Consider the following 23,590-nt stretch of genomic DNA (forward strand, 5'->3'; position numbering starts at 1 on the left):
AGCTGCCGCGATAGATCTATAAATAATGCAAATACTACCTTAAAGTACCGTGTTTAAAAATTTCTATAATTTAAAACCATAAGGCTTCTTTTTTTACTTGCTTATTTCATTTGTCATTTTAACAATTTCCTGTTGGTACCAAAGTATTTCTACATAAAAGCAACAATCTTTACGATTTAAAAAAGCAGAAGGGGATAAAAAGGTCAAATCTATTCTGAGGTGTTGTATGAATAAAAGGAAGGAGTTTTTAAGGAGAGAAGAGAAGTAAAGGGTAAAGTCGACTAAAAAGAGAAGGAAATGGCTTTAAGATTGTTTTTTGAAAGAAGGTGTAAGGGAATGAGGTAGAAACTTAGAATACCTTTAATCCTATTGACTATGGGGCTAACGTCTAAACTCTTTCAACTATTCATAGGTAATGGCTCCTTTTTCAATCGTTTACTCTATATCTTCTTAACAGGTGGGGTCATTTTTTTATTAGAAAGAACAGGCTTGAACAATCAGAAGGTTCATTTTTCGTTTGGTGTGCTGATTATATTTGTTGAGCTATCGGTAGATTATTTCTCAATATAAGAAATGATTGTTTAGCTCGAACTAAGATGGAGGTGTTTCTAATCAGTTTAAAGATTGATAGTAAGATAAATAATGTTTTTATTCATGTCTCAAACTTAAAGTACTCAGCCACATGGTATGCAACTCTAATGGGATTGACGATTGATGAGGAAAAAATTCAATCTCCCGTTTTTAATCTTCCTGTCACAGGCGAAACAGGATTGAGCCTTGATGATCATACAAAAGATCCTAGCTTTGTTTTTAAACCAGCTTCTCATGCTATGTTTAATTTGTATACGAATGATATTGATAAGGCTTATCAATTTGTCATCTCGAACGATATAAAAATAGTAAAAGAAATGGAATGGGTAGGTGAATTGGCTTATTTCCTCATTGCTGACCCTGATGAAAATGTATTAATGCTATGTAATATGTAAAAAATAAACCCAGTTCGCAAAAAAGAAGCGGACTGGGTTCATCTTTTTATTTTGTCAATGAATCTGCAATTGTTGCTGTTGTTGCTCCTTCAAGAAATTTCAAAGCAGCTGTTCCTAGAGTTTTAGCTGCGATAAGAAGGGAGCGCTCATCAATATTAAATCGTGGGTGATGGTGGGGGTAGGTCATTTGCCAATTAGGATCCTGTGCCCCTGTAAAGAAGAAAGCTCCTTTTACATGTTGGAGATAATAAGCGAAATCTTCTCCACCCATAAGCGGATCACATTCTACTACTTCTGTTACTTCTTCAATCTCCTTAGAGATATTTGCAATAAATGCTGCCTCTTCTGCATGGTTAACAACAGCGGGGTAGCCCCGTTTGTATTGGAAATCATAGGTGGCCCCAAATAGCTGGCATGTTGAACTTAAATAGTTATCAAGCTCTTTTTCTATTAAATCACGTGTATCATCATCAAAGGTTCTTACAGTACCGATTAGTTTAGCTGTATCAGCAATGACATTAAAAGGGTTTAATGCCTCAAAATGACCAACTGAGACGACAGCTGGATGAAGAGGGTTCGCTCGGCGAGAAACAATTTGCTGTGCACTTGCGACAAATTGGGAGCCAACCATCACTGCATCTTTTGTTAAATGAGGTTCAGACCCATGGCCACCTTGCCCTTGGATGAGAATGTCGAATTGGTCAGCTGCTGCCATAATAGGTCCTGGTTTGACTTGTATCGTGCCTAGAGGGAAAGTTGACCAAAGATGTGTGCCAAATATGGCGTCAACCCCATCTAAGCAACCATCTTCAATCATAGAAATAGCACCACCAGGGGCAATTTCTTCAGCGAATTGGTGAATAAAAACGATTGTTCCTTCAATATCTTCCTGGATTTTATTAAGTGCTTTAGCTAAAACGAGTAAAGTTGCTGTATGTCCGTCATGACCACAAGCATGCATCGCACCATCGATTTTTGATTTATATGGAAGGTCATTTTCTTCTTGAATGGCTAATGCGTCGAAATCAGCTCGAAGCGCAACTGTTTTACCGGGTTTTCCACCACGAAGAGTAGCGACAACACCCCTGCCGCCAACACCGGTACGAACGTCATGACCGAGCTTTTCATGATAATCAGCTATATAAGCAGGTGTTTTCACTTCTTGATACGAGATTTCGGGATATTCATGAAGAAATCGGCGGATAGAAATCATTTCTTCTTCGTACTCTTTTAACAAAGCAAATAATTTTTCCATTACTTGAACGCCTCTTTTCAAAAAGATTTAAATGATTGAATAGTATAATTATAGGAAAATTGAGTCTCCAGGTCCAACTGGTAATCCAAGAAGGTACCAAATAGAGAACAAAATAATCCATCCGATGGCAAAACAAATTGAGTAAGGTAGTAAGGCAGAGATTAATGTTCCGATTCCAATGGATTTATCATGCTTTCTAGCGAAAGATAATAAAATTGCAAAGTAGGCAAGCATCGGTGTAATCGGATTCGTTATCGAGTCACCAATACGGTAAGCCATTTGAGTAAAGGCTGGACTATAACCTAAATACATAAACATTGGTACAAAAATCGTTGCTAAAAGTGCCCATTTGGCTGATGCACTCGCAATAAGTAAATTAATCAGAGCACAGATGATAATAAAACCAATTAGCATTGGTAAACCTGTGAAATTCATTGCTTGTAAGAGTTCTGCGCCTTTAATAGCAAGAATAGGACCAATATTACTCCAATTAAAGAAAGCAATCATTTGCGCTGCGACAAATGCCAGTACAATAAAAGGAGCTAAATCAGCAATAGATTTGAACATTTTATCTGCGACATCTTTATCAGATTTAATGGTTTTTGCACCTATTCCAAAAGCGATAGCTGGTAGTAAGAATAGGAAAAGCATAATAGGAACAATGCCTGCCATAAATGGACTATTAATGAAAGAGCCTGTTTCTGCATCACGTAACCATCCGTTTTCAGGAATGACAGCAATAAGTAAAATAGCGATATAAGCAAAAATTGTGATGCCGGCCCATTTTAAGCCCCGTTTTTCGTCGTTTGAAATTTCGGCAATGGCTTCAACTTTACCATCGTATTTTTTGAATCGCGGTTCAACAAACTTAACGGTTACCCAAGTAGCTAGTCCAACGAGTAGAAAGGTTGATACAATCAAGAAATAATAGTTCATTGTTGGATTGCCGACATAATTAGGGTCTACCATCCTTGCAGCTTGTTCTGTAATACCAGCTAATAATACATCTAGTGAATTTAGTAGAATATTAGCTGAGAAGCCACCACCAACTGCAGCATACGTAGCTATTAAACCTACTAGCGGGCTTCTTCCGACACTCATAAAGATAAGAGCAGCAATAGGTGGGAATACAATAAATGCTGCATCTGCGGCTACTCCACCGACAATTGCTGTAAAAAGTACGACTGGAAGGATGAGCTTCTTAGGTGCACTTAAAACTGATTTTTTCATGACAAGTTGTATAAGACCAGTGGCTTCTGCAACGCCTACTCCAAGCATGGTGACAAGTACTAGTCCGAGTGGTGCGAAGGAGGTAAAATTGCTAACCATATTGGTGAGAATCTGTTCAATCCCTGCTCGGTTAAGGAGATTAATCACTTCTATCGGTTCTCCAGAACTAGGATCAGTAGCAGAAACACCAATCTTAGCAAGTAAAAAAGATAAAATAAGTATCATACCTGACATGATTACAAATAGTGTAATAGGGTCAGGTAATTTGTTTCCTGCCCGTTCAATACTATCGAGGAAACGATCGGTTAATTTCTTTTTAGCAGGTAAAGGTGCTTGCTGTTTTGGTATTGCGCTCATATAAACCCTCCTTGTTGATTCACTTTTTTGAAAATTATAAGGGTATTACGAGAAAAAAACTATGTGATGAATTCTAAAAAAAATATATTTTTTTAGATGAATGTACAAAAATATATCTTTTTGATGAATGAATGAGATGGACAAACGTACATATACCAAAGGAAATATAAAATTTCTAATACTTTAACTCACTAATGAATTTAAGTGATGAAAAATATAAGACTAGGATAAATTAATAAGGCTTTTTGTTCTAAAATACAATAAATGGTTAAAAGTTGAAACTTTTTCTTGTGTGGGTTCGTAAAGATTTATGATGGGAGAGTGTTTTATAATGGGGTTTATCAAAAAAAAGAAAAGTAAAAAGAAGAAAGAATCCATTTGGGATGTTTTAGTTGAAATCGTCTTGTGGATCCCTGAGGTTCTATTGTGGCCATTAAGAGCTCTGTTTTTTCTTACAAGGAAAACCTATCATTTCTTTATTTCTAATTAAGGAATAGGGTTCTTACTTCCCTTTCCTTCTTTTTTCTTATAATATGGTATTGATGAAAAGAATAGAAGGTTGTTAACAGCAGGATAAACAGTTTAAATAAAAGGTAGGTTTAGGATGGAACAATTGATATTAGATCTTGTAAATTGGTTTAAAGATTTATCATATATAGGTATTTTTCTTGCTCTTTGTATCGAATTTATTCCGGCTGAGGTTGTTTTGCCATTGGCTGGTTTTTGGGTGTCTGAAGGAGACATGTTGTTCTGGGGTGTCGTCATTGCCGGGTCTTTAGGTGGTGTTGTTGGCCCGCTTACTTTATATGCAGTTGGTCGTTACGGGGGTAGACCTATATTAGAAAAGTACGGCAAGTATTTTTTTATGTCTCCAGAGAATTTAGAGAAGGCGGATGCGTTTTTCGCTAAACACGGGGCATTTGTGGCCTTTTCTGCTCGTTTTCTACCAGGGGTGAGAACAGTGATTTCTGTTCCTTGTGGGATGGCAAAAATGAATCCTTGGATTTTTTCACTATACACATTATTAGCGATGACCCCGATTACATTCTTTTATGTTTACTTAGGCGTACAATTAGGCGCAAATTGGTCAGATGTAAAACCAATACTTAATCAATATCTTGTGCCAATTGGTATCGTACTCGTTATTTTATTTGTCATTTATTTACTTATTAAGAGAAGGAAAAATAAAAAAGCTGAATCACTTTCAGATTTCTTAGGGAAAAAATAAAAATGAAAAGTAATGTAATCACTGCTTGTGAAGTGAGGGCATTGCTTTTTATTTTAATAGAAAAAATTTTTGAATTAGCATGTGATCAGTAATTGGCAGAATGTTATCAATCAGATTGGTAGCCACATAAGGGTATTTATCTAGTCATACGTGCACAAGTCAGTAGGCGAGAGAAGTGTACATTCTCAAATAATCATAATGTTCATCGATTGCTTGACGTTTTTCAAGGAACTAGGTTTCACATAAGAATTATGGAAATTCAGTTAGCTTGTTTCCTTCTTGCTAAAAGAATCACATCTCTCCATCCATCTTCATGCTTGGCGATTTCCCCAATCTTCGACTACTCATGATTCGATTTTCATAGCTATTCTCTCCTCTATATCTCCTATTTTTCAAAAAATGTCTTGTTATCAAAGGAGATAATTGTAAATAGTATAATATTACTTATTAGAAAAGAGACAATCATTTCTAAGGAGGCGTATAAATGAGGAGTTATGTATCGAAAAGTAAGCATGGCATTAATCGTGAATCTCTCCCGTTTAAATTGTACGAAAAGGCAAAGAAATTTGGCGTGTGGGACCCTCGTGACATCGACTTTAGTCAAGACAAGAAGGATTGGCATACTTTATCAAAAGAACAGCAGGATTCGATCCTCAGACTAGTTGCCTTGTTCTATAGCGCTGAAGAGGCTGTAACAAAAGATATTCTGCCACTGATTTATGCGATATCAAAGCAAGGTCAATTTGAAGAAGAAATGTATTTAACGACCTTCCTTTTCGAGGAAGCGAAACATACAGATTTCTTTCATTTGTTTTTAAAAGAAGTAGGTATAGAAAGAGATCTAAATAGTTATCATTCTGAAGCATATTTAAATGTGTTTGATAATATCCTTCCGCAAACGATGGAGAAGCTATTGGTAGATCAAACACCACAGACAATAGCGGATGCGGCAGTTGTATACAATATGTTTGCTGAAGGGATATTGGCGGAAACGGGGTATTGGAATTTCTATGAGAACCTACAAGACTTAAAAAAATTACCAGGCTTACTTGAAGGGATTTCTTATATTAAAAGAGATGAGTCGAGACATATTGGCTTCGGGACTTTTTTGCTACAACGTCTTATTACGGAAGATGAAGCTATGTTTGATTATATTATGAATAAACTCCATCAACTCATGCCAATTGCCGAGGCAATTAATCAAATGCCGGAAGAAGTTAACCCATTTGGGGTAAAATTGGCAGATAGCCGAGCTTTTATGATGAAGCAGTTACATGCGAGAATAGAGGTTTTACGTAGAGCGAAAGGTAAAAGTTTAGAAGAAATTTATAAAATGGAGCCTGTTGTAGAGTAGATTGTTTGATCTTTTAAGCCGTTCATCAAGAATGGCTTTTTATTTCGAGAAAAAGTAAATACTCTTTTCCATTTCTTTTATAGCTTGCCTTCTATAAATAGAGGTTGGATATGAATGGAAATCGATGGTTGAGCAGTGTTAAAATAAAGAATGAATCAATATCGTGAGGTCATTATGGATATATCTTACTTAGGATTAGCACTAGTAGAGTCATGGTGTATTGAAACGAGCACGAAATGGACGGTGGAGAATCCTGCTGCAGGACAATGTGGTGTTACCGCATTAGTCGTTCAAGCATATTTAGGTGGAGAAATTGTGAAAACATTTATGGGCGAGGGGTGGCATTTCTATAATAAAATTCAAGACGCCTATCTAGATTTTACAGCTAGTCAATTCGATATGGTAATTGATTATAAGCCTGTTGTTTCCAACAGAGAGGAAGCATTTGAGGATACGAATCTTAATCAGTATCGTTATTTAACAAAGGAAATGAATAATCGACTAATATCGCTACTTGGAGAGGTAGGAAGGAATTATGGTAGATAGCCTTATTTTTGATTTAGATGGTACATTATGGGATTCTAGAAAAACCGTTGCTGATTCATGGAATATCGTTATTCGAAAAGATGCAGAAGTGCAAAAAGAATTAACAGTAGCAGATTTAAAAGCAACAATGGGGTTAAGAATGCATGAAATTATGGAAAAACTGTTCCCTTATTTAACTAAGGAGAAAAGAGAATCATTATTGGAAGCACTAAGCAAAGAGGAACTGGAACATATCCGGAACTATGGTGGGACATTATACCCGCAAGTAGAGGAAACATTGTCAGAGTTGGCTAAGACCTATCAATTGTTCATCGTAAGTAATTGCCAAGAAGGTTATATTGAAGCGTTCTACGAAGCACATGGATTGGGAAAATATTTTCAGGACTTTGAAAACCCAGGAAGAACTGGTTTATCTAAAGGGGAGAATATACAACTCATTATGAAGAGAAACAACCTACAGTCTTCCATTTATATTGGCGATACAGATGGAGATAGAGAAGCTGCAAAATATGCCGGGATTCCTTTTGTGTATGCGAGTTATGGTTTTGGAGAAGTGATAGACAAAGATCAAATAATTGAACAATTTCAAGACCTACTACATATGAGGCTAGAGAGGGGATAGCTTCATGAAATCATTGGTCATCTTATTCCACGCATACGCTGATTTTGAAATTAGTCATAGTTTATTTTTACTTCGAAAAGTCGCAAAAATGGAGATTGTTACTGCATCGGTTGATGGCTTGCCAGTAACAAGTATTGGTGGCTTAAAAACGACAATTGACGTTTCATTAGAAAATCTGAATATAAAAGATTACCAACTTATTTTAATCCCCGGTGGTGATGGAATTGATAACGAGCTACTGAATAATAAATGGTTAATTCAGCAAATTCAATCAGCATTCCAATCACGTATTCCAATTGCATCCATTTGTGCATCAGCCTTAATGCTAGGAAAAGCAGGTATATTGTCTGGTGAGCGTTTCACTTGTTTACCACATACTTATAATAAGTATCAATCGCTCTTCGAATCAAGCGATTATACAGGACAACCAATTGAAGTAAATAATCGCATAATTACGGCTAAAGGAACAGCATTTGCCGCTTTTGCTATTGCCGCCCTTAAACTAACTGGTGTGGATCTCACTGACCAAGAGTGGGAAAAATGGCGCCAGTTTTGTATGGTAACATAGTACATCAGAAGAATCTAGTCATCATTGTATAAAAGAAAATATTCACTTATTCACTTGTATTGAAAGAAAAACACAAGGGGTGTGTTATTTTTGGATGAACGTAATGATTTAATTGGTGATATGTTAAAAAGTAAAAAAACTACGCCGCTGCCAGGACAAGGTAAACCACTTCCTAAAGGCTATCTACAGAGAGATATTTTTCAAAACTTCCAAAAAATCGCCAAAGATGCGGGTTACTTACCTCCATGGTTAAAACTTCAAAAGGAAATTGCAGCGCTTGTACATCAAGCACAAAGTAAACAAGATATTGCCACGATTAATGAAAAAATTAAAGAATACAATTCGATTTGTCCACCACAAATGCAGCGCTACCCGATTAGTCTTGAGGGGCTAGAAAAAGCAAAAACATTATGGTGAAAAGAGTCCACTCGAACAGATTCTTATTCGTTTGATAGTCAGCCTGTTATACTTGCAAAAAGGAGGCGATCATTTTGAGTAAAATTATATTATTCGATGGCGAATGCAATTTTTGCGATCAAAGTGTGCAATTTATATTGAAAAGGGATCATCAGGGTGAGTTTTATTTTGCCTCCTTACAAGGTGAAAACGGGCAATCACTTTTAAGAAAACACGAAATTGATCCGGCAACTGATAGTTTTATATATATAGAAAACGATCGTGCCTATGATCAATCAACTGCAACTATTAAAGTATTGCAACAATTAAGGGGAATGTGGAAACTATTCGCTGTCTTTCGTATCATTCCAAAACCGATGAGAGATAAGGTGTATCAATTTATTGCTAAACGGAGATATAAGTGGTTCGGTAAAAAAGAAAGTTGCCGTTTACCCTCACCGGAAATTCGAAAAAGGTTTCTTGATTAATCTAATTAATTGGTAATCAAATCAATATTATTAACATATAATGTGGTTTAATTGTTAAAAAACACGCTCAATCGAACAAAAAAACAGAAGATGATCTTCTGTTTTTTTTAAGCAGTTGGTTTATTAAAATACTTTGTTGTAAAGGAAGTTAATATCGCAAGAATTGTGTACAATACTGTCCAAATCATAAAGGTTTCATTATAGATCGTAAAGGAGAGTATAGTAAAGATAATTGCTGTTAATAAAGGAACAAGATACATATTCCGCTTTTTCCAAGCCACAAGAATAGATGCGGCTATTACAATAGTTGGATAGATAAGTATTGTTAATACGAGTGTCATTTTAAATCGCCTCCATTATCTCTATACCCGAAAAATAAAAAAAGAACCATTTTCGGTTCTTTAAAATTCTTTTTGAGAGATAGGAAGGAATAACTTAATGCCTCTACGATTAAAAGGAAGGAGTTTGGAGTCAAGCGCAAGATGACTGATATATCCCGTCATACAAGCAATATAAGCGCCATTTATGCCTATCGCTAATTGAAAAAAATCAGCAATAAAGTGAAAGAATATTACACCTAAAATAGAATGAGTATAACTTCTATGCGGGACGAATGATGCTATAAGAATATAGCAGCCCATGAGCATAAGCCAAATTTCTTGTAATAATATTCCGCACACAATGACTCCTACACCCGTAATGATAAGCATATGTCTCTGCTTTATGTAGGAAGATAAAAGAAACATCGCCAGTCCAATGCCCATGCTTATCCATTGATCTGCGGCTGTAGCTTCATAAAAACTATAAAAAATAATTAACAATCCAATGATTTGTGCAGTTGCTTTAATAAATTTGTGAGAAAGGGTGATTCTATTTCTCAGTTTACCGTCGATATCTAAATCTGGTAAAAGTGCAGAAATTGTTCCAATACCAATAAGCGCTAATGTGGCCGATGGCGTTGCTTGAAGCGTATTTGCGGTCACAAAACCTGCAACAGCACCAATACTCGCATGAGCGGTACCATTCACTTTCATTCCACCTTTTTCTAAGTTGTCTTTTTCTATTCTACAATAAAACATCTGTTCTGTTTATCCTTTTTGCAGGAAAATTGTCAAATGAACAAGAATTTATGTTAAATACTTTGATTAATGGGAATCAATCTCTCTTTTTAAACTATATTGCCATAAAGAAGGTTAGGTACGACCCCTTTTATGGGTAAATACATTGAAATAAGGGCAATTAAAAAATAGTTTTTATGATTAAGATACAAAAAGAGAGGAGAATGACAATGAACTGGATACATCCATTTGCACTGGCAGTATTAGCTTTCTGGGCTTCTTATTTTATGAATGATTCATTAAGCATCTCCTTATTAGTGGCGTTGGGTGGATTCATCATCGGTTTGATTTTCTCATTATTAATCTTTAAGAAGGCAAAAAGGAAACATATATGACGAGGAACTATGGATTTATATTCCTACTAAGAGGGTGATGACGATACAAGCGGTTTTATTTGATTTTGACGGGACATTAGCTAATACATTGCCATTGTGCATCTATTCATTGCAAGAAGTTTTCCGTACATTTGATCAGCGAGAATTGGCTGTGAAAGAAGCGAAAGAGTGGTTAGGAAATCCAGAAAGTAAGATTATAGAGGAGCATTTATTAAGCAATCAGAAATTTGAAGCAATAGAATATTATTATAAAGTTTATAAGAACAATCATTCAAGATTAGTAGAGAATAATAGAGAGATTGACCATTTACTGTCTTATTTGAAAGAGGAAGCAATTAAGTTAGCAATTGTTACAGGGAAAGGGAGAAGAAGTTTGCAGATTTCGTTAGAATGTCTGCAAATGACATCCATTTTTGACTGTATAGTTACGGGAGATGATGTACTGCAAGCAGAACCTGATCCAGAAGGTATAAATCTTGCCTTATCAATGCTAGAAGTACCGTCATCGGAGGTTATTTTTTTGGGGGATAGCAATTGTGATATCGAAGCAGGGTTAAAGGCGAATATTTATACAGCGGGTGTTCATTGGTTACCTGATGGAAAGACAACTGAATTTGAGGTGATACCAGATTCAGCTTTTTTAACGGTGGATGAATTTTTGGATTTTTTAAAATTGGGTGCTTTACACGAGAGTTAACCAAATAAATATTCGAAGAGGGGACAAAGAAGCATGAGTATTCAATATCCAATTGGCGAATTTTCTGTATGTGAAGAGGAAATTAATGAAAACAAGATAAAAACTTGGATAATAGAAATAGAGAAATTTCCACGCCTGCTCCGAAAAGTTGTAGAAGAGTTTACTGAAGATGAACTAAACATACCCTATAGAAAAGGGGGATGGACGGTGCGTCAGCTCATTCACCATTTAGCAGATAGCCATTTAAATGCCTATTTAAGGGTGAAGTTAGCGTTAACAGAAGAAAATCCGATGATTAAAGATTATCAACAAGATCAATGGGCACGCTTGCAAGACTATCATTTACCAATTGAAGTGTCTTTAAGTATGATAGAAACTGTTCATTTGCGTTGGACTGTTGTGCTAAAAAGTTTGTCTATTCATGAGTGGCAGCGGACGTTTGTTCATCCTGAATCGGGTCAACTTTCCATTGGGAAGGCAACTGGAATGTATGCATGGCATGGCCGTCATCACCTCGCTCATATTACGGCTAAGCATAAAGGTGAGAAATGAATGAGGGATAAAAAATGGGGAGAATTTATTATTTCTATTAATCAATCATATTTAGATAGAGAGTTAATTTATCAGTTTTTACATAATGAAGCGTATTGGTCAATCAATATTCCTAGAGAAGTCGTGATGAAATCGATCGATGAAAGTAGGCTAGTTTTTGGGCTGTATAGAGGAAGGTTCGATGGTGATTTTGAGCAAGTAGGGTTTGCTAGAGTGGTCACAGATTTATCCACATTTGCTTATCTTTGTGATGTCTTTATTTTACCTCAATACAGAGGAAAAGGCCTATCGAAATGGTTGGTCGAAACAATCATTTGGCATCCAGATTTACATGATATTCGTAAATTTATGTTGGCAACAAAGGATGCACATTCATTATACGAAAGGTTCGGTTTTGAAACAGTTGAATCACCTGAACTGTTATTGCAAAGGGTAAGGAAAGTACCTTATTAATCGTTCTTTAGAAAGATGTAATGGGTCTTAAAAAGGTTACTATTTACATGTTAGGATGCTTTTCTATACATTAACTAGTTCTATTAGCATGGTAAATTTCCATTATTATTAAAACAATATTCTAAAATTATTGAATTATAAAGATGGAATCGATAAAATGTTTAATTATAGAAATAGCTAAGGGGTGTCACATGAAAATGGAACTGATTAGACATACCATTCGTGCAAGAGAAACATATGAAGTGAAGATAGAGTCATCGTTATTATGGGAGTGTGCCCTCGGAATCGCAGCCGTAACAAATACGCGTTTAATATCACATTTGGAAAAGCCGATAGAAGAATGGAATGATATTAAAAAAAAATTATCAAACGAGCTCCTAAAAGAATTAGAAATCGTTCAAAAGAACAACACATGGAAGGCATTGCTACAATTATTACATCAAAAGGAATTTGATAGTTTACATATGTTTGTTGATTATATCAATCGTTTATCAGAAAGGACATTACGTTTTATATGCTTACCGTATATTGGATCGGATTTCCAACAATTAAGATGTGATGCTTCAACCACGGATAAAACAGCGATAAAAGATATGCAGGGAGTAACGGAAAACAATTCTTTCTTTCCGAAATATGTTGAATATATTAGCTCTTCAGATGCAGAGTTTTTGAAAAAACATTTGGTTACAGTAATGACAGGCTGGTATGAAGCAATTATCAAACCTGAAGAGAAGCAGCTACAAAACATTCTCAATAAAGATAAAAAACAAAAAGAATCTATGTATAAAAAGATGACAGCTGAAGAATTAGTTGAATGGGCGACAGGAGGCATCATTTATCATCCCGAACCAAGTGTAAAGTATGTGATGCTCATTCCACAATATACATACAGGCCATGGAATATTGAAGCTGATATAGAAGAAACAAAAGTATTCTATTACTCAGTATCGGATGAGAGTATAAGAGATACGAAGCCCTATGCAGTTAATCCATCATTAGTTCTTAAATACAAGGCACTAGGCGATGAAACAAGAATGAGAATGGTGAAGTTACTTTCTGAGGGAGAATGTAGTTTACAAGAAATAACGGAGCGATTAGCACTTGGAAAAACAACAGCTCACCACCATTTAAAAATTTTAAAAACAGCAAAACTTGTCGATACTGAAACATCTAAATATAAATTAAAACAACAAGCACTCCATTGGATGAATGAGGAAATGGGCATCTATCTTTCACAATAATGTTGAAACCGGGTGAGGAAAGACAATGATAAGGTTGAAGATTAATAATGAGTTAGAGCTGAAGGGTTTTAAGGTAGAAGAGGCGGATGAACTATTTGCCCTTATTAATGAGAATCGTATATACTTACGCGAATGGCTTCCATGGGTAGATGGAACAAAATCTGTTAAAGATTCAAAAGCATTTATTGACCATACAGTTGAACAAATGGATCAAAATACTGGTCTAACTGTTGGTATAAGGGAAAAAGGAAAGTTAATTGGCATCATTGGCTATAATAAGTTGAACCATGCCAATCGGATAGGTACAATTGGTTATTGGCTTTCACAGCATGCAGAAGGTAAAGGTGTGATGACAAAAGCTGTGCAAGCGATGATTTCCTACGGTTTTACTCAGCTAAATTTAAATAAAGTAGAAATTCATGCTGCTGTTAAAAACAGTAAAAGTCGACGTATACCTGAAAAGCTTGGTTTTGTATATGAAGGAACGATTAGAGATGGAGAATGGCTTTATGATTATTATGTTGACACAGTTATTTATGGTTTGTTGAAAAGAGAATATAAGTGATTATGGATGCAAGAACAAATTCTATTTAAGAATTTGTTCTTTTCTATTTGAATAGAGTAGGAAAAAAGATTTACTTCTAGAATCTAATTAAAGATAGAAAGTGGGTGGAAGATAAGAGATGGAAATTCAAACAGAGGCAAAGAAAAAAGTAAGATGGAAGCGCTTGCTACTATGGATGGGAGGGAGTCTTTTCGGGCTTTTTCTCCTTGGCATCATTGGCGCTTATTATTTCTTGAATCGACCGTTACCTCAGGTTGATGGTGATATTCAACTGAAAGGGTTACAACAAACGGTTGAGGTGGTCCGAGATGAGATGGGTGTTCCTCATATAAAGGCAACGAATGAGTATGACCTTTATTATTCCCAAGGATATGTACAGGCGCAAGACCGTCTATTTCAAATGGATCTAAGTAGGCGGCAGGCATCTGGGAGATTAAGTGAAGTAATCGGTGAATCGACGGTAGATACAGATAAGTATTTCCGTACATTGGGCTTAAGAAGAGCAGCGGAAGAATCAGTAGCTGAATATTCAGATGAGGGGATGCGGGTATTAAATGCATTTGCAGACGGAGTAAACGCCTATATAGAGGAGTTACATTCCACTGGAAAGTGGCCAATAGAATTTACGTTACTTGGCTATAAACCTGAAGCATGGAAGCCAGTTGACTCATTAACAATTGGTAAGTATATGGCCTTTGATTTGGGTGGGCATTGGAAAGATCAAGCTTTTAGACAGTATCTGTTGCAAACATTTCCTGAAGAAAAAGCGTATGATTTATTTCCGACCTACCCAGAAGAGGCACCAACTGTTATTAGTAAAGAACAATTAGATTTTTCAACGGCTTTTGCTCAAGCTATTATCCCACATGAATTCAATGGGAGTAATAATTGGGTGGTAAGCGGGGATAAAACAGCAACTGGCAAAAGCCTTTTAGCAGATGATCCTCATTTAGGGTTGGCGACTCCTTCTGTATGGTATCAAATGCACTTACAGTCTGATGAAGTGAATGTTGGTGGAGTGATATTTGCCGGAGTACCGGGAATTATTTTAGGGCATAACGAACACATCGCATGGGGTGTAACTAATACTGGTCCTGATGTGCAAGATCTTTATATCGAAAAAAGAAATCCAGAAGATCCTTACTTATTTCTTTATAACGACAAATGGGAAGAGGCTCGTGTGATAGCTGAGCCCATAAAGGTAAAGGATAGTGAAACGATTGATTATGAAGTCATAGAAACGAGGCATGGACCGATAATTTCAGAGTTTGCCGCCGATGCTGCTACTAGCGAAACGGCACTTTCATTACAGTGGACAGCCTTAGAGCCAACGACAGAATTAGAGGCGATTTTAAATATGAATCACGCTGAAAATTGGAAAGAATTCGAAGAGGCATTAACAGCTTTTGAAGCACCAGCACAAAATTTTGTTTTTACAGATATAGAAGGAAATATTGCCTATAAAGCGAATGGAAAAATTCCTATTAGAAAAAAAGGAAATGGCCTATTACCTGTACCGGGATGGACAGATGAGTATGCTTGGGAAGGTGCGATTCCTTATGACGAGTTACCAACTATCGTCAATCCAGAAGAAGGATTTATTTCTACAGCCAATAATAAGGTGGTAGGGGATGATTACCCTTATCATATCAGTCATAATTGGGCGCAACCATATAGACAAATGCGCATTGAAGAAGTATTAAGTGAAAATAATCAATTAACTGCAGAAAATATGATGGATCTACAAATGGATGAAAAGAACCTTCAGGCAGAAGAATTTGTGCCCTTGATGGTTAAGCAATTAGCGAACGAAAAAGATGAGAACATCCAATCGGCCCTTGACATCTTATCGAAATGGGACTATCAAGATCATCAAAATCTTGCTGCTCCTTATATTTTTAATCGCTGGATGGTTGAAATAGGAGAAGCATTATTTGAAGAGCAGATTCCAAAAGAAACGTTAGAATTATTTGGTGGTAAAAGATCGGCGGTTGATCAGCTCCTACGTAATGCGTTTGCAGGTAACCCAGGGCCATGGGTGAAGAATAAAGGGGGCATTAATGAATTATTAGTTGCATCGTTAACGGAAACACTTTCACAAATACAGGAAGATGAAGGCGACGATATGGCAAATTGGAAATGGGGAGATTATCACCAAGTTTCCTTTACACACCCGCTATCTAGCGTAGCTCCTTTAAATTATTTATTTAATTATCAAGGTAGTATGTCAACAGGAGGCAGTGCTGTCACTGTTAAGGCAGCTGCATTTAAAAATGATGGGACGGTGAATCACGGAGCATCATGGCGATTTGTTATGGATATGAACAACCCAATGCAGGCTTATCATATCGTCGGACCAGGTCAATCAGGGCATGTAGCGAGCGACTGGTATCAAAATCAAATGGCGGATTGGGTAGAGGGAGATTATCATAAAACTACTTTAGGGGAGCCTGAAGGGAAGCGTTTTATCTTAACACCAGAAGAGTGATTAACTATGCATTATTAAGTTTGAGAGAAGTAGTAGATTAATAAGTATGGATTAGAGACAGGTAAATGAGAAGAAAAATAGCCAGCTAAAATAACTTTTTAGCTGGCTTAAGTATGTAATGATTACAAAAGAAAGCTCGCTATCCACGAAATCAAAGGTATGGTTAAAATAGAAATTAACGTGCTATATACCGTTACCATAATGGCTTCGTTTTCTTCTTGTGTGTAGCGGGAAAATAATACTGAAGCCAGCATGAAGGTGGGCATACTTGTTAAAATAACTAATAAGAATGTTATATCTGTTTGTATTGACGTAAAACGTAAACAAAGGATTGCGAAAAGTGGTAATATCAACAATTTCATTAATAAAGGAAACCATAAACCTTGAAAGTAAAACCGCCGTCCAACTTGAAAGAAAGTTGGCAGCAGAAAGCCTATATATAGCATGGCTAATGGCGCAGCTAAGCTAGATAGCATTGAAGCCAATTGTTTAAATATAATCGGTGCTTCCCAACCACTGATTACATATAACAACCCCAAACTAATGGCTAGTAATGGTAAGTTTAATAAAGCTTTTAATTGTTTAAATTGGAACTTTTGATTGCTTTGTAATAAGTAGATACCTAATGAAAAAAGAACGACATCTAACCCTGCATCAAATACAGCGGCTAATAATCCACCGAGCGGTCCAAATAATGTAGCACTAAGAGGGATGCCGATGAAACCTGTATTACCTAGAGCTGCGAGTAAAGCCAATTGTTTAGGCTGATTAAGGCGTAGAAGTCGGCCAAGTACTAATGTAAGGAGAATTGCTCCCGCATTAAATACGACGGAAATCCCAAAGACGAGAAAGACTTGCTGGAAAATGACGTCGGTGATCGTAGTATTGAAGACACCATTTAATATAATAAAGGGCACAGCAAGATTTAAAATAATCATCATTAATATATTTTTCATTTCTGCTGTAATTGCTATCTTTAAGGCGATTAGTACTCCGAAAACAATGATTATACCCATTGTTGAAATTGCAAGAATAACAGAGGTGACTTCCATATGACACTCCTTTCTGTATAAATTATACTGAAAATTCTTATATTTTTACAGTTCATAAAAGCAGAAAACTATAAAAATACCATTGGACCATTTATACTTAACGACAATAAGAAAGGTGTGGGTAGCAGGTGGATGCTAAAGTAGCGATAGTAACGTGTGGGTAGCAGGTGGATGCTAAAGTAGCGATAGTAACAGGAGCGAATTCAGGAATGGGCTTAGAAACGACAATTGGCCTTGTAAATAAAAATGTAAAAGTAATCATGCTCTGTAGAAGTAAAATAAGAGGAGAAGAAGCGCTACAAAAAGTGAAAGACATTACAGGAAAAGAAAATGTAGATTTAATGCTCTGTGATCTCGGTTCCCTTAAAAGCATCGATAATTTTGTGACAACCTTTTCTAGTAAATATCATCATTTGGATCTTTTAATCAATAATGCAGGCGTAGTGACAATAAAAAGGCAAGAAACAGTTGATGGATTTGAGATGATGTTAGGGGTAAATCATCTCGGTCATTTCCATTTAACCAACCAATTATTAGAAGCTTTGAAGGCTTCGGCTGCTGCAAGAATTGTCATTGTATCTTCTGGTGCCCATAAATGGGGGAAAATTGATTTTTCAGATCCGTTTTTTAAAAAGAGTTTTAATGTAGCAAAAGGTTATGGAAGATCGAAGCTAGCCAATTTATTATTTATGAAAGGTTTACATGAAAGAGTAGCGCATACAAATGTGACAGTGAATGCACTTCATCCAGGAGCTGTTGCCACAAACATAGGTGTGGATAGAGAAACAGGGTTTGGTGGCAAAGTGGTTAAATTGCTGGTGCCTTTTTTTAAAACGGCAGAGCAAGGAGCAGAAACGGCCATCTATTTAGCAACGAGTGCAGATGTAGAAGGGATATCCGGTGAGTATTTTATTGACAAGAAAAAAGCCCCTGTCTCTAAAAGGGCGAGTGATCCCCAACTAATCGAACACTTTTGGAGGTGGAGCATAGATCAGACGACGCTTTAGCTAATAATATCTAATAGCTAATTAAGATAATTCTATGGAAAGAAAAGATTAAACAAGTGAATAAAAGTTTATTCGAATTGTTTCATGCTTAAATGAAAGGAAATGAGAGTAGAAGAATGACAAGAGTTTATTAAGATAATAGACAAAGGGGATGAGACAAGTCTGAAAAAGTAGATTTCCTGATGGCACATAAACAAAAGTAGAGGAACAAATTTACGTTGATAAAGCATTTAGAAGTAGTAGAAATGAATAAAGGACAATGAAATCAATATAAGAAGATTAAAAGAAAGGATGGAGGCAGAAATGAGTTTTAAAGCATTAGTTGTAGATAAAAATGATAATGATTTTTCTATCCAATTGCGTCAACTTGAGGTAAAGGATCTACCTGCTGGAGAAGTACTCATTAAAGTAAAATACTCCGGAGTAAATTATAAGGACAGTCTAGCTAGTATACCTAATGGAAATATCGTTAGGGAATATCCTATGGTACCGGGTATTGACTTAGCAGGCATCGTTGTTTCATCTCAACATCCTGATTTTTCAGAAGGAGATGAAGTCATCGCTACGAGTTATGAAATTGGAGTATCTAGATACGGAGGTTATAGTGAATATGCGCAAGTACCTGCACAATGGGTACTCCCACTTCCTAAAGGACTTACATTAAAAAAAGCAATGACGATTGGTACAGCTGGATTAACAGCGGCTCTTTCCATATTAAAATTAGAACAGAATGACCTAACTGCAAATAATGGGAAGGTGCTAGTTACAGGGGCTACAGGTGGCGTTGGGAGTTTTGCTGTTGCCTTGTTAGCTAACCGTGGGTATGAAGTTGTCGCAAGCACTGGAAAAAAGAATGAGCGTGATTACTTAGTGAACTTAGGAGCTTCTTCAGTGATTACAAGGGAAGAAGTATATGATGGGAAGTTAAGCGCATTAAGCAAGCAAAAATGGATAGCAGCGATTGATCCTGTCGGTGGAGAGCCATTAGCATCCTTGTTAAGCCAAATACAATATGGGGGTGCTGTAGCGGTCAGTGGTTTAACAGCTGGAACGAATCTACCTACGACTGTTTTTCCATTTATTTTACGTGGTGTTAGTCTCCTTGGGGTTGATTCCGTTTTCTGTCCAATGGAAACGAGGGAAGAAGCCTGGGCACTATTAGCAGAAGAAAGTGATAAACTTCCGTTTGATCAGTTTATTTTTCAAGAAGTTTCATTGAATGAAGTGGAGCATGCCTTGCCGTTGCTTTTAAAAGGAGAAACGAGAGGCAGAGTGCTTGTACATATATAGTCTCCGCTCATAATAACTGATAAAAAGACGGCCTAATTTCCGAAAAGAATGGAGCGAAAGACATGCAGTTGAAAAGTAATCGTCTCGTCATTCGTTCATATATGTATGAAGATTATGAAGCTTGGATAGCGGGATTAAAGAACCGTCTAGTATCGCAATCACGTCATGATGAAGGCCGCCCGCATGATTTATCTGCTTATACCAAAGATAAATTCAAGAAGAAAATCGAGCAATGGAACAAGCAAGAGGATGATTGGCAATTATTTGAGCTGGGTATATTCAGAGAAAATGATGGTGCACATATAGGAAAAATAGAAATGTATCGAACACAGAGGAATGGCAAGGAGTTAGTACTACTTGGATATGCGATTCACAATCAATATTGGCGAAAAGGATATGGAAAAGAAAGTGTAATAACGATTATTCCTTTTATTTTTCAATATTTACAACCTGAAAGAATAGAATTACATATTGATAGTGATAACCTCGCTTCCATTCATTTAGCAGAATCTATTGGTTTTAATTATGAAGAAAAACAGTCTCAATTCTCATTTGATAGTGGAGAATGGAGCGAATTTTTTATCTATTATTTAGAGAAATAAGAAGAGGCTCCGCTTATTAAGGGGAGCCTTTCTAATATTAAGCGTTCAATTTTTCTTTCTCGTAAACAGGTACCCAACCTTCTGGTGTAACAAAGAGGCGAATAGCAACAACTTTTCGATCATCAGCTAAGGTGAAATAGTGACGTGTGTTTACGGGTACAGAAATTAAATCACCTGGATCTAAATGGACTTCAAAAAACGATTCATCTTTTCCTTGGATAATAAAGACCCCATGCCCACTTACGATAAAGCGGACTTCATCATCTGTATGGTGATGCTCTCTTTGAAAGTTAATTAATAATTCATCCAAATTTGGCGTACTGTCTGAAAGTGAAATTACATCTGCAGCTTTGTAGCCGCGGTTTTCAGAAATGGTTTTGATTTCAGTTGAAAATGCATCTAGTATGGCTTGCTTTTCATCATCAGACAAGTCGTATTTTTCGTGTAATGTCACTTCTAATTGTTCGATGTTCCAATTTTCATAGATGACTTCTTGTGCAGTTAAAAATGTAGCTACCTCTTGTTGATCAGTAATCACTTTTTCTTCGTTTTTAAATTTAATAATTGCCATGTAAAACGCCTCCTTTTAATTGAATAAGAGATAATTTATATTGAAATAAAAATTCGCAAGCTTCTAATAATTTTTTTGCTTCGAATCCATTGACTCCCCAAACAGTAATCCCATGGTTATGAATTAAGACTGCCCCTTTCTCTTTACTGACGTAAGCAGAAAAGTGGGCCGCTAATGTAGGAATATCCGCATCATTGCGAATGATCGGGATGGTGAGTATATCATCTTCTCCCCATAATCCAAATGCTTTAATTAACTCTTGATGCTGAAAGGTTACTGCCCCTTCCTGATAGAAAAGCTCAGAAATAACATTATTAGCGACTGTATGCACATGTAGACTTGCGCCTGCAGGTGTTTTCTTATAGATTTCACAATGTAATAAAGTTTCGGCTGAAGGTTTAGCTGACGTGCTTTCTAGAGGCCTTCCTTCTAAGTCTACTAATAAAAAATCATTGGCTGTTCGCTTTCTTTTATCAAGTCCGCTTGAAGTGACTAAAAAGCTGTTTTCATCTACGCGAATGGATAAATTACCACTAGTACCCATAAACCAATCTCTAGCTGCTAATTCATCTTTAATATCAGCTAATGTATCCCACTTTGTTTCATACGTTGTCATGATTTCGCACCAACTAGTTCATCGAGGTATTCAATACAATCATGGAAGGTTTCAAAAGGTGTATAAGAAATACCAGTGTCTTCACATTTTTGAATTAAGAAATCTCTAGCAAGGACGGCATCAGCTATTTTGGCTGCTTCAAAGTCTGTAATCGAATCACCAATAAGAATATTAAAGTGTTCAGGAGATGAGTGTTGTCTAATAATGGTTGGTTTACAACAGCCACAACCTTTGGAAGAACATAATTCGTCACACTGATGTGGATAGTGAATATCTATCGTTTCTAAAGCAAAGCTTGCATGATTGCAAAATACTTTCGTAAACGGCCCATAAGGCTCAAGTACTGGTTCTAAAAAAAAGTCAATCCCACCACTGACAATATAAAGAGGGATATCGTTTTCATGTGTATATCTAACAAAAGCGGAAAATCCTTCACGAATTTCAGCGCTATTTAATACAAAATTGATAATCTCTTCTTTTTTACTTGTTGGTAAAAGAGAAAAGAGGTTTTTTACACCTTCTTGGATAGAAATATTTTGAGCTAAAATATCTTCCTTGATCTGTTTTGCTTCAATAGGACCGAAATGCTCCATAATCTTTACAATGTTATCGTTATTAGTAATTGTTCCATCAAAATCACAAAAAATCATTGGTTTTGTCATCTTTACGACGTACCTCCCCATTTTGCTAATGCTGCTTCCAATTCTTTCGTTTTTGTTGCACGATGAGTATTTTGTTGTATAGCGTGATCAATGGCCTGCCTAAATGCTCTCACGCCCGCAGCTGCTCCTTCAGGATGACCATGAACTCCTCCGCCCGCATTAATAATGCAATCATTGCCAAAGTCTTGATAAAGCAATGGAACTAAACCTGGATGAATGCCTGCTGAAGGTACCGGGAATGCCTGATTCAAGCCATTTTCTTCGGTTAACTGTCTAGCGATGGCTAAAGTTTTTTCTTTTTCCATGGCAACAGAACCATATGGAGAAGGAAATAAAGAAAAATCTGCACCTGCTAGGCGAGTAAGTTTACCGAGTAATAAGTCAGGAGCGACACCATAGAAGTTTGAAGAAATATAGGCTCCACTATAAGCAGGATGTGCCATGATAGGTAACTGCACTTCACTGTTTTCAGCTAATGATTGGAGCATATCTAGTCCGTAAGTGTGGACATTGAATAATAATGCATCCGCCCCTAATTCGGTCGCCTTTTTTGCTTTATCTAGTAAATCAATTGTTCTCCCAGATAAATTGACTGCATATTGTGTTCTTTTTCCAGTCTTTTCATAGACTTCATCTAGTATTTCTTTACCTGCGATAATTCTATCTTCTAAAGAGATGTTGACATCAAAAAGAATTTCATCATCTTTTACAATATCAACGCCTCCCATGGCCTGGTCTCTTAACTGTTCTCTTAAAAAGTGAATATCCCTGCCGATGATGCCTTTAAATATACTCATAAGTAATGGGCGATCTTGTATATTTAGTTTCGATCTTATATTTTTTATACCGAATTTTGGTCCTGAAAAACGGGAAAGATCTTTCTTATCAAATTCCAGGTTTAATAATTTTACTTCACCATCTAGAGATAATTTACCAAAAACGGTTGTTAGGATAGCTGGAATATCAAATGTGAAATTATATGTAGGATAGGCGATACTCATTTCGCACCTTACTTCACCGAAACGATTGGGATGTTCATCGTTATAAAATTCTTGTAGTGCAGTGACTCTGCCTTTATGTTTTAGTAATTGTTTTTGCTCAAGTAATGGTAACGCTGTCCAAGATCCTATCGTTAAGCCTAAAGCGATATCCTCTGCTTTCTTCTCTAATGAACCGGGTCTTGCGTATACTTGATAAGTTGCAATGACATCTCCCATATGAGAACCCTCCCTGATGATTTCGAATGGATATTGACAATAAAAAACCCTCTTCTTAATTAATAAGAAGAGGGTTAGTTCGCAGTTGATAGAA

The 23,590-nt window shown here is 36.4% G+C and carries 27 protein-coding genes; 18 read left to right on the plus strand and 9 right to left on the minus strand.

Going from position 1 to position 23,590, the window contains the following annotated elements; translation table 11 throughout:
- Positions 1–596: 596 nt before the first annotated feature.
- Entirely contained in the window at positions 597–986 is a 390-nt protein-coding gene (locus MHH73_RS05370) for a VOC family protein (RefSeq protein ID WP_191815093.1), read from the plus strand.
- A 46-nt stretch (positions 987–1,032) separates the two neighbouring features.
- On the opposite strand, the gene MHH73_RS05375 is transcribed toward MHH73_RS05370, so the two are convergent.
- Together MHH73_RS05375 and MHH73_RS05380 are read right to left on the minus strand one after the other, a co-directional pair.
- Positions 1,033–2,241 (minus strand): M20 family metallopeptidase, encoded by a 1,209-nt coding sequence (locus MHH73_RS05375; RefSeq protein ID WP_191815091.1) that lies wholly within the window; start codon positions 2,239–2,241, stop codon positions 1,033–1,035.
- Between the two features lie 48 nt (positions 2,242–2,289).
- Positions 2,290–3,828, minus strand: coding sequence for an AbgT family transporter (locus MHH73_RS05380; RefSeq protein WP_341065319.1), 1,539 nt, complete (start codon positions 3,826–3,828; stop codon positions 2,290–2,292).
- A gap of 604 nt (positions 3,829–4,432) precedes the next feature.
- On the opposite strand from MHH73_RS05380, the gene MHH73_RS05385 reads away from it, so the two are divergent.
- The 7 genes from MHH73_RS05385 to MHH73_RS05415 all read left to right on the plus strand — a co-directional run bounded on the left by MHH73_RS05385 (position 4,433) and on the right by MHH73_RS05415 (position 9,030).
- Positions 4,433–5,056, plus strand: a complete 624-nt coding sequence (locus tag MHH73_RS05385; protein WP_191815087.1) for a DedA family protein — start codon at positions 4,433–4,435, stop codon at positions 5,054–5,056.
- Positions 5,057–5,540: 484 nt separating this feature from the next.
- Complete coding sequence (locus MHH73_RS05390; protein WP_341065324.1) at positions 5,541–6,410, plus strand: R2-like ligand-binding oxidase; 870 nt, start codon at positions 5,541–5,543, stop codon at positions 6,408–6,410.
- Between the two features lie 174 nt (positions 6,411–6,584).
- Positions 6,585–6,956 carry a YunG family protein gene (locus tag MHH73_RS05395; protein WP_191815536.1) on the plus strand — a complete coding sequence of 124 codons (372 nt, stop codon included), beginning with the start codon at positions 6,585–6,587 and terminating at the stop codon, positions 6,954–6,956.
- Positions 6,946–7,578, plus strand: a complete 633-nt coding sequence (locus MHH73_RS05400; protein WP_191815083.1) for an HAD family hydrolase — start codon at positions 6,946–6,948, stop codon at positions 7,576–7,578. The genes MHH73_RS05395 and MHH73_RS05400 overlap by 11 nt, the downstream gene beginning before the upstream one ends.
- 4 nt (positions 7,579–7,582) lie before the next feature.
- The gene (locus MHH73_RS05405; RefSeq protein ID WP_341065329.1) at positions 7,583–8,146 is read left to right on the plus strand and encodes a DJ-1/PfpI family protein; all 564 of its coding nucleotides are present in this window, start codon (positions 7,583–7,585) and stop codon (positions 8,144–8,146) included.
- Between the two features lie 90 nt (positions 8,147–8,236).
- Positions 8,237–8,563: a DnaJ family domain-containing protein gene (locus MHH73_RS05410; protein WP_445662513.1), complete on the plus strand. Its 327-nt coding sequence runs from the start codon at positions 8,237–8,239 to the stop codon at positions 8,561–8,563.
- Positions 8,564–8,637: 74 nt separating this feature from the next.
- A complete protein-coding gene (locus tag MHH73_RS05415) occupies positions 8,638–9,030 on the plus strand; it encodes a thiol-disulfide oxidoreductase DCC family protein (protein WP_341065332.1) in 393 nt (130 codons plus the stop codon).
- A gap of 107 nt (positions 9,031–9,137) precedes the next feature.
- On the opposite strand, the gene MHH73_RS05420 is transcribed toward MHH73_RS05415, so the two are convergent.
- Positions 9,138–9,371 (minus strand): DUF2651 family protein, encoded by a 234-nt coding sequence (locus MHH73_RS05420; RefSeq protein WP_191815074.1) that lies wholly within the window; start codon positions 9,369–9,371, stop codon positions 9,138–9,140.
- A 60-nt stretch (positions 9,372–9,431) separates the two neighbouring features.
- Positions 9,432–10,058 carry a metal-dependent hydrolase gene (locus MHH73_RS05425; protein WP_341065338.1) on the minus strand — a complete coding sequence of 209 codons (627 nt, stop codon included), beginning with the start codon at positions 10,056–10,058 and terminating at the stop codon, positions 9,432–9,434.
- A gap of 260 nt (positions 10,059–10,318) precedes the next feature.
- Between MHH73_RS05425 and MHH73_RS05430 the strand changes: the two genes are divergently transcribed.
- The 7 genes from MHH73_RS05430 to MHH73_RS05460 all read left to right on the plus strand — a co-directional run bounded on the left by MHH73_RS05430 (position 10,319) and on the right by MHH73_RS05460 (position 16,479).
- Positions 10,319–10,483: a hypothetical protein gene (locus MHH73_RS05430; RefSeq protein ID WP_191815070.1), complete on the plus strand. Its 165-nt coding sequence runs from the start codon at positions 10,319–10,321 to the stop codon at positions 10,481–10,483.
- Between the two features lie 37 nt (positions 10,484–10,520).
- Positions 10,521–11,180 (plus strand): HAD family hydrolase, encoded by a 660-nt coding sequence (locus MHH73_RS05435; protein ID WP_191815068.1) that lies wholly within the window; start codon positions 10,521–10,523, stop codon positions 11,178–11,180.
- A 33-nt stretch (positions 11,181–11,213) separates the two neighbouring features.
- Positions 11,214–11,732 (plus strand): YfiT family bacillithiol transferase, encoded by a 519-nt coding sequence (locus tag MHH73_RS05440; protein WP_191815066.1) that lies wholly within the window; start codon positions 11,214–11,216, stop codon positions 11,730–11,732.
- Positions 11,733–12,185, plus strand: coding sequence for a GNAT family N-acetyltransferase (locus MHH73_RS05445; protein WP_191815064.1), 453 nt, complete (start codon positions 11,733–11,735; stop codon positions 12,183–12,185). It begins immediately after the preceding gene.
- Between the two features lie 197 nt (positions 12,186–12,382).
- Positions 12,383–13,426, plus strand: a complete 1,044-nt coding sequence (locus tag MHH73_RS05450) for an ArsR/SmtB family transcription factor (RefSeq protein WP_341069680.1) — start codon at positions 12,383–12,385, stop codon at positions 13,424–13,426.
- A 25-nt stretch (positions 13,427–13,451) separates the two neighbouring features.
- The gene (locus MHH73_RS05455) at positions 13,452–13,991 is read left to right on the plus strand and encodes a GNAT family N-acetyltransferase (RefSeq protein WP_341065345.1); all 540 of its coding nucleotides are present in this window, start codon (positions 13,452–13,454) and stop codon (positions 13,989–13,991) included.
- A gap of 118 nt (positions 13,992–14,109) precedes the next feature.
- Entirely contained in the window at positions 14,110–16,479 is a 2,370-nt protein-coding gene (locus tag MHH73_RS05460) for a penicillin acylase family protein (protein ID WP_341065348.1), read from the plus strand.
- Between the two features lie 122 nt (positions 16,480–16,601).
- On the opposite strand, the gene MHH73_RS05465 is transcribed toward MHH73_RS05460, so the two are convergent.
- Positions 16,602–17,531 carry an AEC family transporter gene (locus MHH73_RS05465; RefSeq protein WP_341065351.1) on the minus strand — a complete coding sequence of 310 codons (930 nt, stop codon included), beginning with the start codon at positions 17,529–17,531 and terminating at the stop codon, positions 16,602–16,604.
- A 167-nt stretch (positions 17,532–17,698) separates the two neighbouring features.
- Between MHH73_RS05465 and MHH73_RS05470 the strand changes: the two genes are divergently transcribed.
- From MHH73_RS05470 to MHH73_RS05480, 3 genes are all read left to right on the plus strand, one after another.
- On the plus strand, positions 17,699–18,538 hold the full coding sequence (locus tag MHH73_RS05470) for an SDR family oxidoreductase (RefSeq protein WP_341065354.1): 840 nt from the start codon (positions 17,699–17,701) through the stop codon (positions 18,536–18,538).
- 303 nt (positions 18,539–18,841) lie between these two features.
- Positions 18,842–19,828, plus strand: a complete 987-nt coding sequence (locus MHH73_RS05475; protein WP_445662514.1) for an acrylyl-CoA reductase family protein — start codon at positions 18,842–18,844, stop codon at positions 19,826–19,828.
- 62 nt (positions 19,829–19,890) lie between these two features.
- Positions 19,891–20,430, plus strand: coding sequence for a GNAT family N-acetyltransferase (locus MHH73_RS05480; RefSeq protein ID WP_341065360.1), 540 nt, complete (start codon positions 19,891–19,893; stop codon positions 20,428–20,430).
- 37 nt (positions 20,431–20,467) lie between these two features.
- Here MHH73_RS05480 and MHH73_RS05485 read toward each other — a convergent pair whose 3' ends face one another.
- The 4 genes from MHH73_RS05485 to MHH73_RS05500 are packed head-to-tail and all read right to left on the minus strand — an operon-like array spanning position 20,468 to position 23,496.
- Positions 20,468–21,001 carry a 1,2-dihydroxy-3-keto-5-methylthiopentene dioxygenase gene (locus MHH73_RS05485; protein WP_341065363.1) on the minus strand — a complete coding sequence of 178 codons (534 nt, stop codon included), beginning with the start codon at positions 20,999–21,001 and terminating at the stop codon, positions 20,468–20,470.
- Entirely contained in the window at positions 20,988–21,617 is a 630-nt protein-coding gene (locus tag MHH73_RS05490; protein WP_191815600.1) for a methylthioribulose 1-phosphate dehydratase, read from the minus strand. Before MHH73_RS05490 ends, MHH73_RS05485 begins: the two co-directional genes overlap by 14 nt.
- Complete coding sequence (locus tag MHH73_RS05495) at positions 21,614–22,279, minus strand: 2-hydroxy-3-keto-5-methylthiopentenyl-1-phosphate phosphatase (RefSeq protein ID WP_191815601.1); 666 nt, start codon at positions 22,277–22,279, stop codon at positions 21,614–21,616. The genes MHH73_RS05490 and MHH73_RS05495 overlap by 4 nt, the downstream gene beginning before the upstream one ends.
- Positions 22,280–22,281: 2 nt before the next feature.
- Positions 22,282–23,496, minus strand: a complete 1,215-nt coding sequence (locus MHH73_RS05500) for a 2,3-diketo-5-methylthiopentyl-1-phosphate enolase (RefSeq protein ID WP_341065368.1) — start codon at positions 23,494–23,496, stop codon at positions 22,282–22,284.
- Between the last annotated feature and the right edge of the window lie 94 nt (positions 23,497–23,590).

It is taken from the genome of Cytobacillus sp. FSL K6-0265 (genome assembly GCF_038003465.1).
Lineage (GTDB): Bacteria > Bacillota > Bacilli > Bacillales > Cytobacillaceae > Cytobacillus > Cytobacillus stercorigallinarum.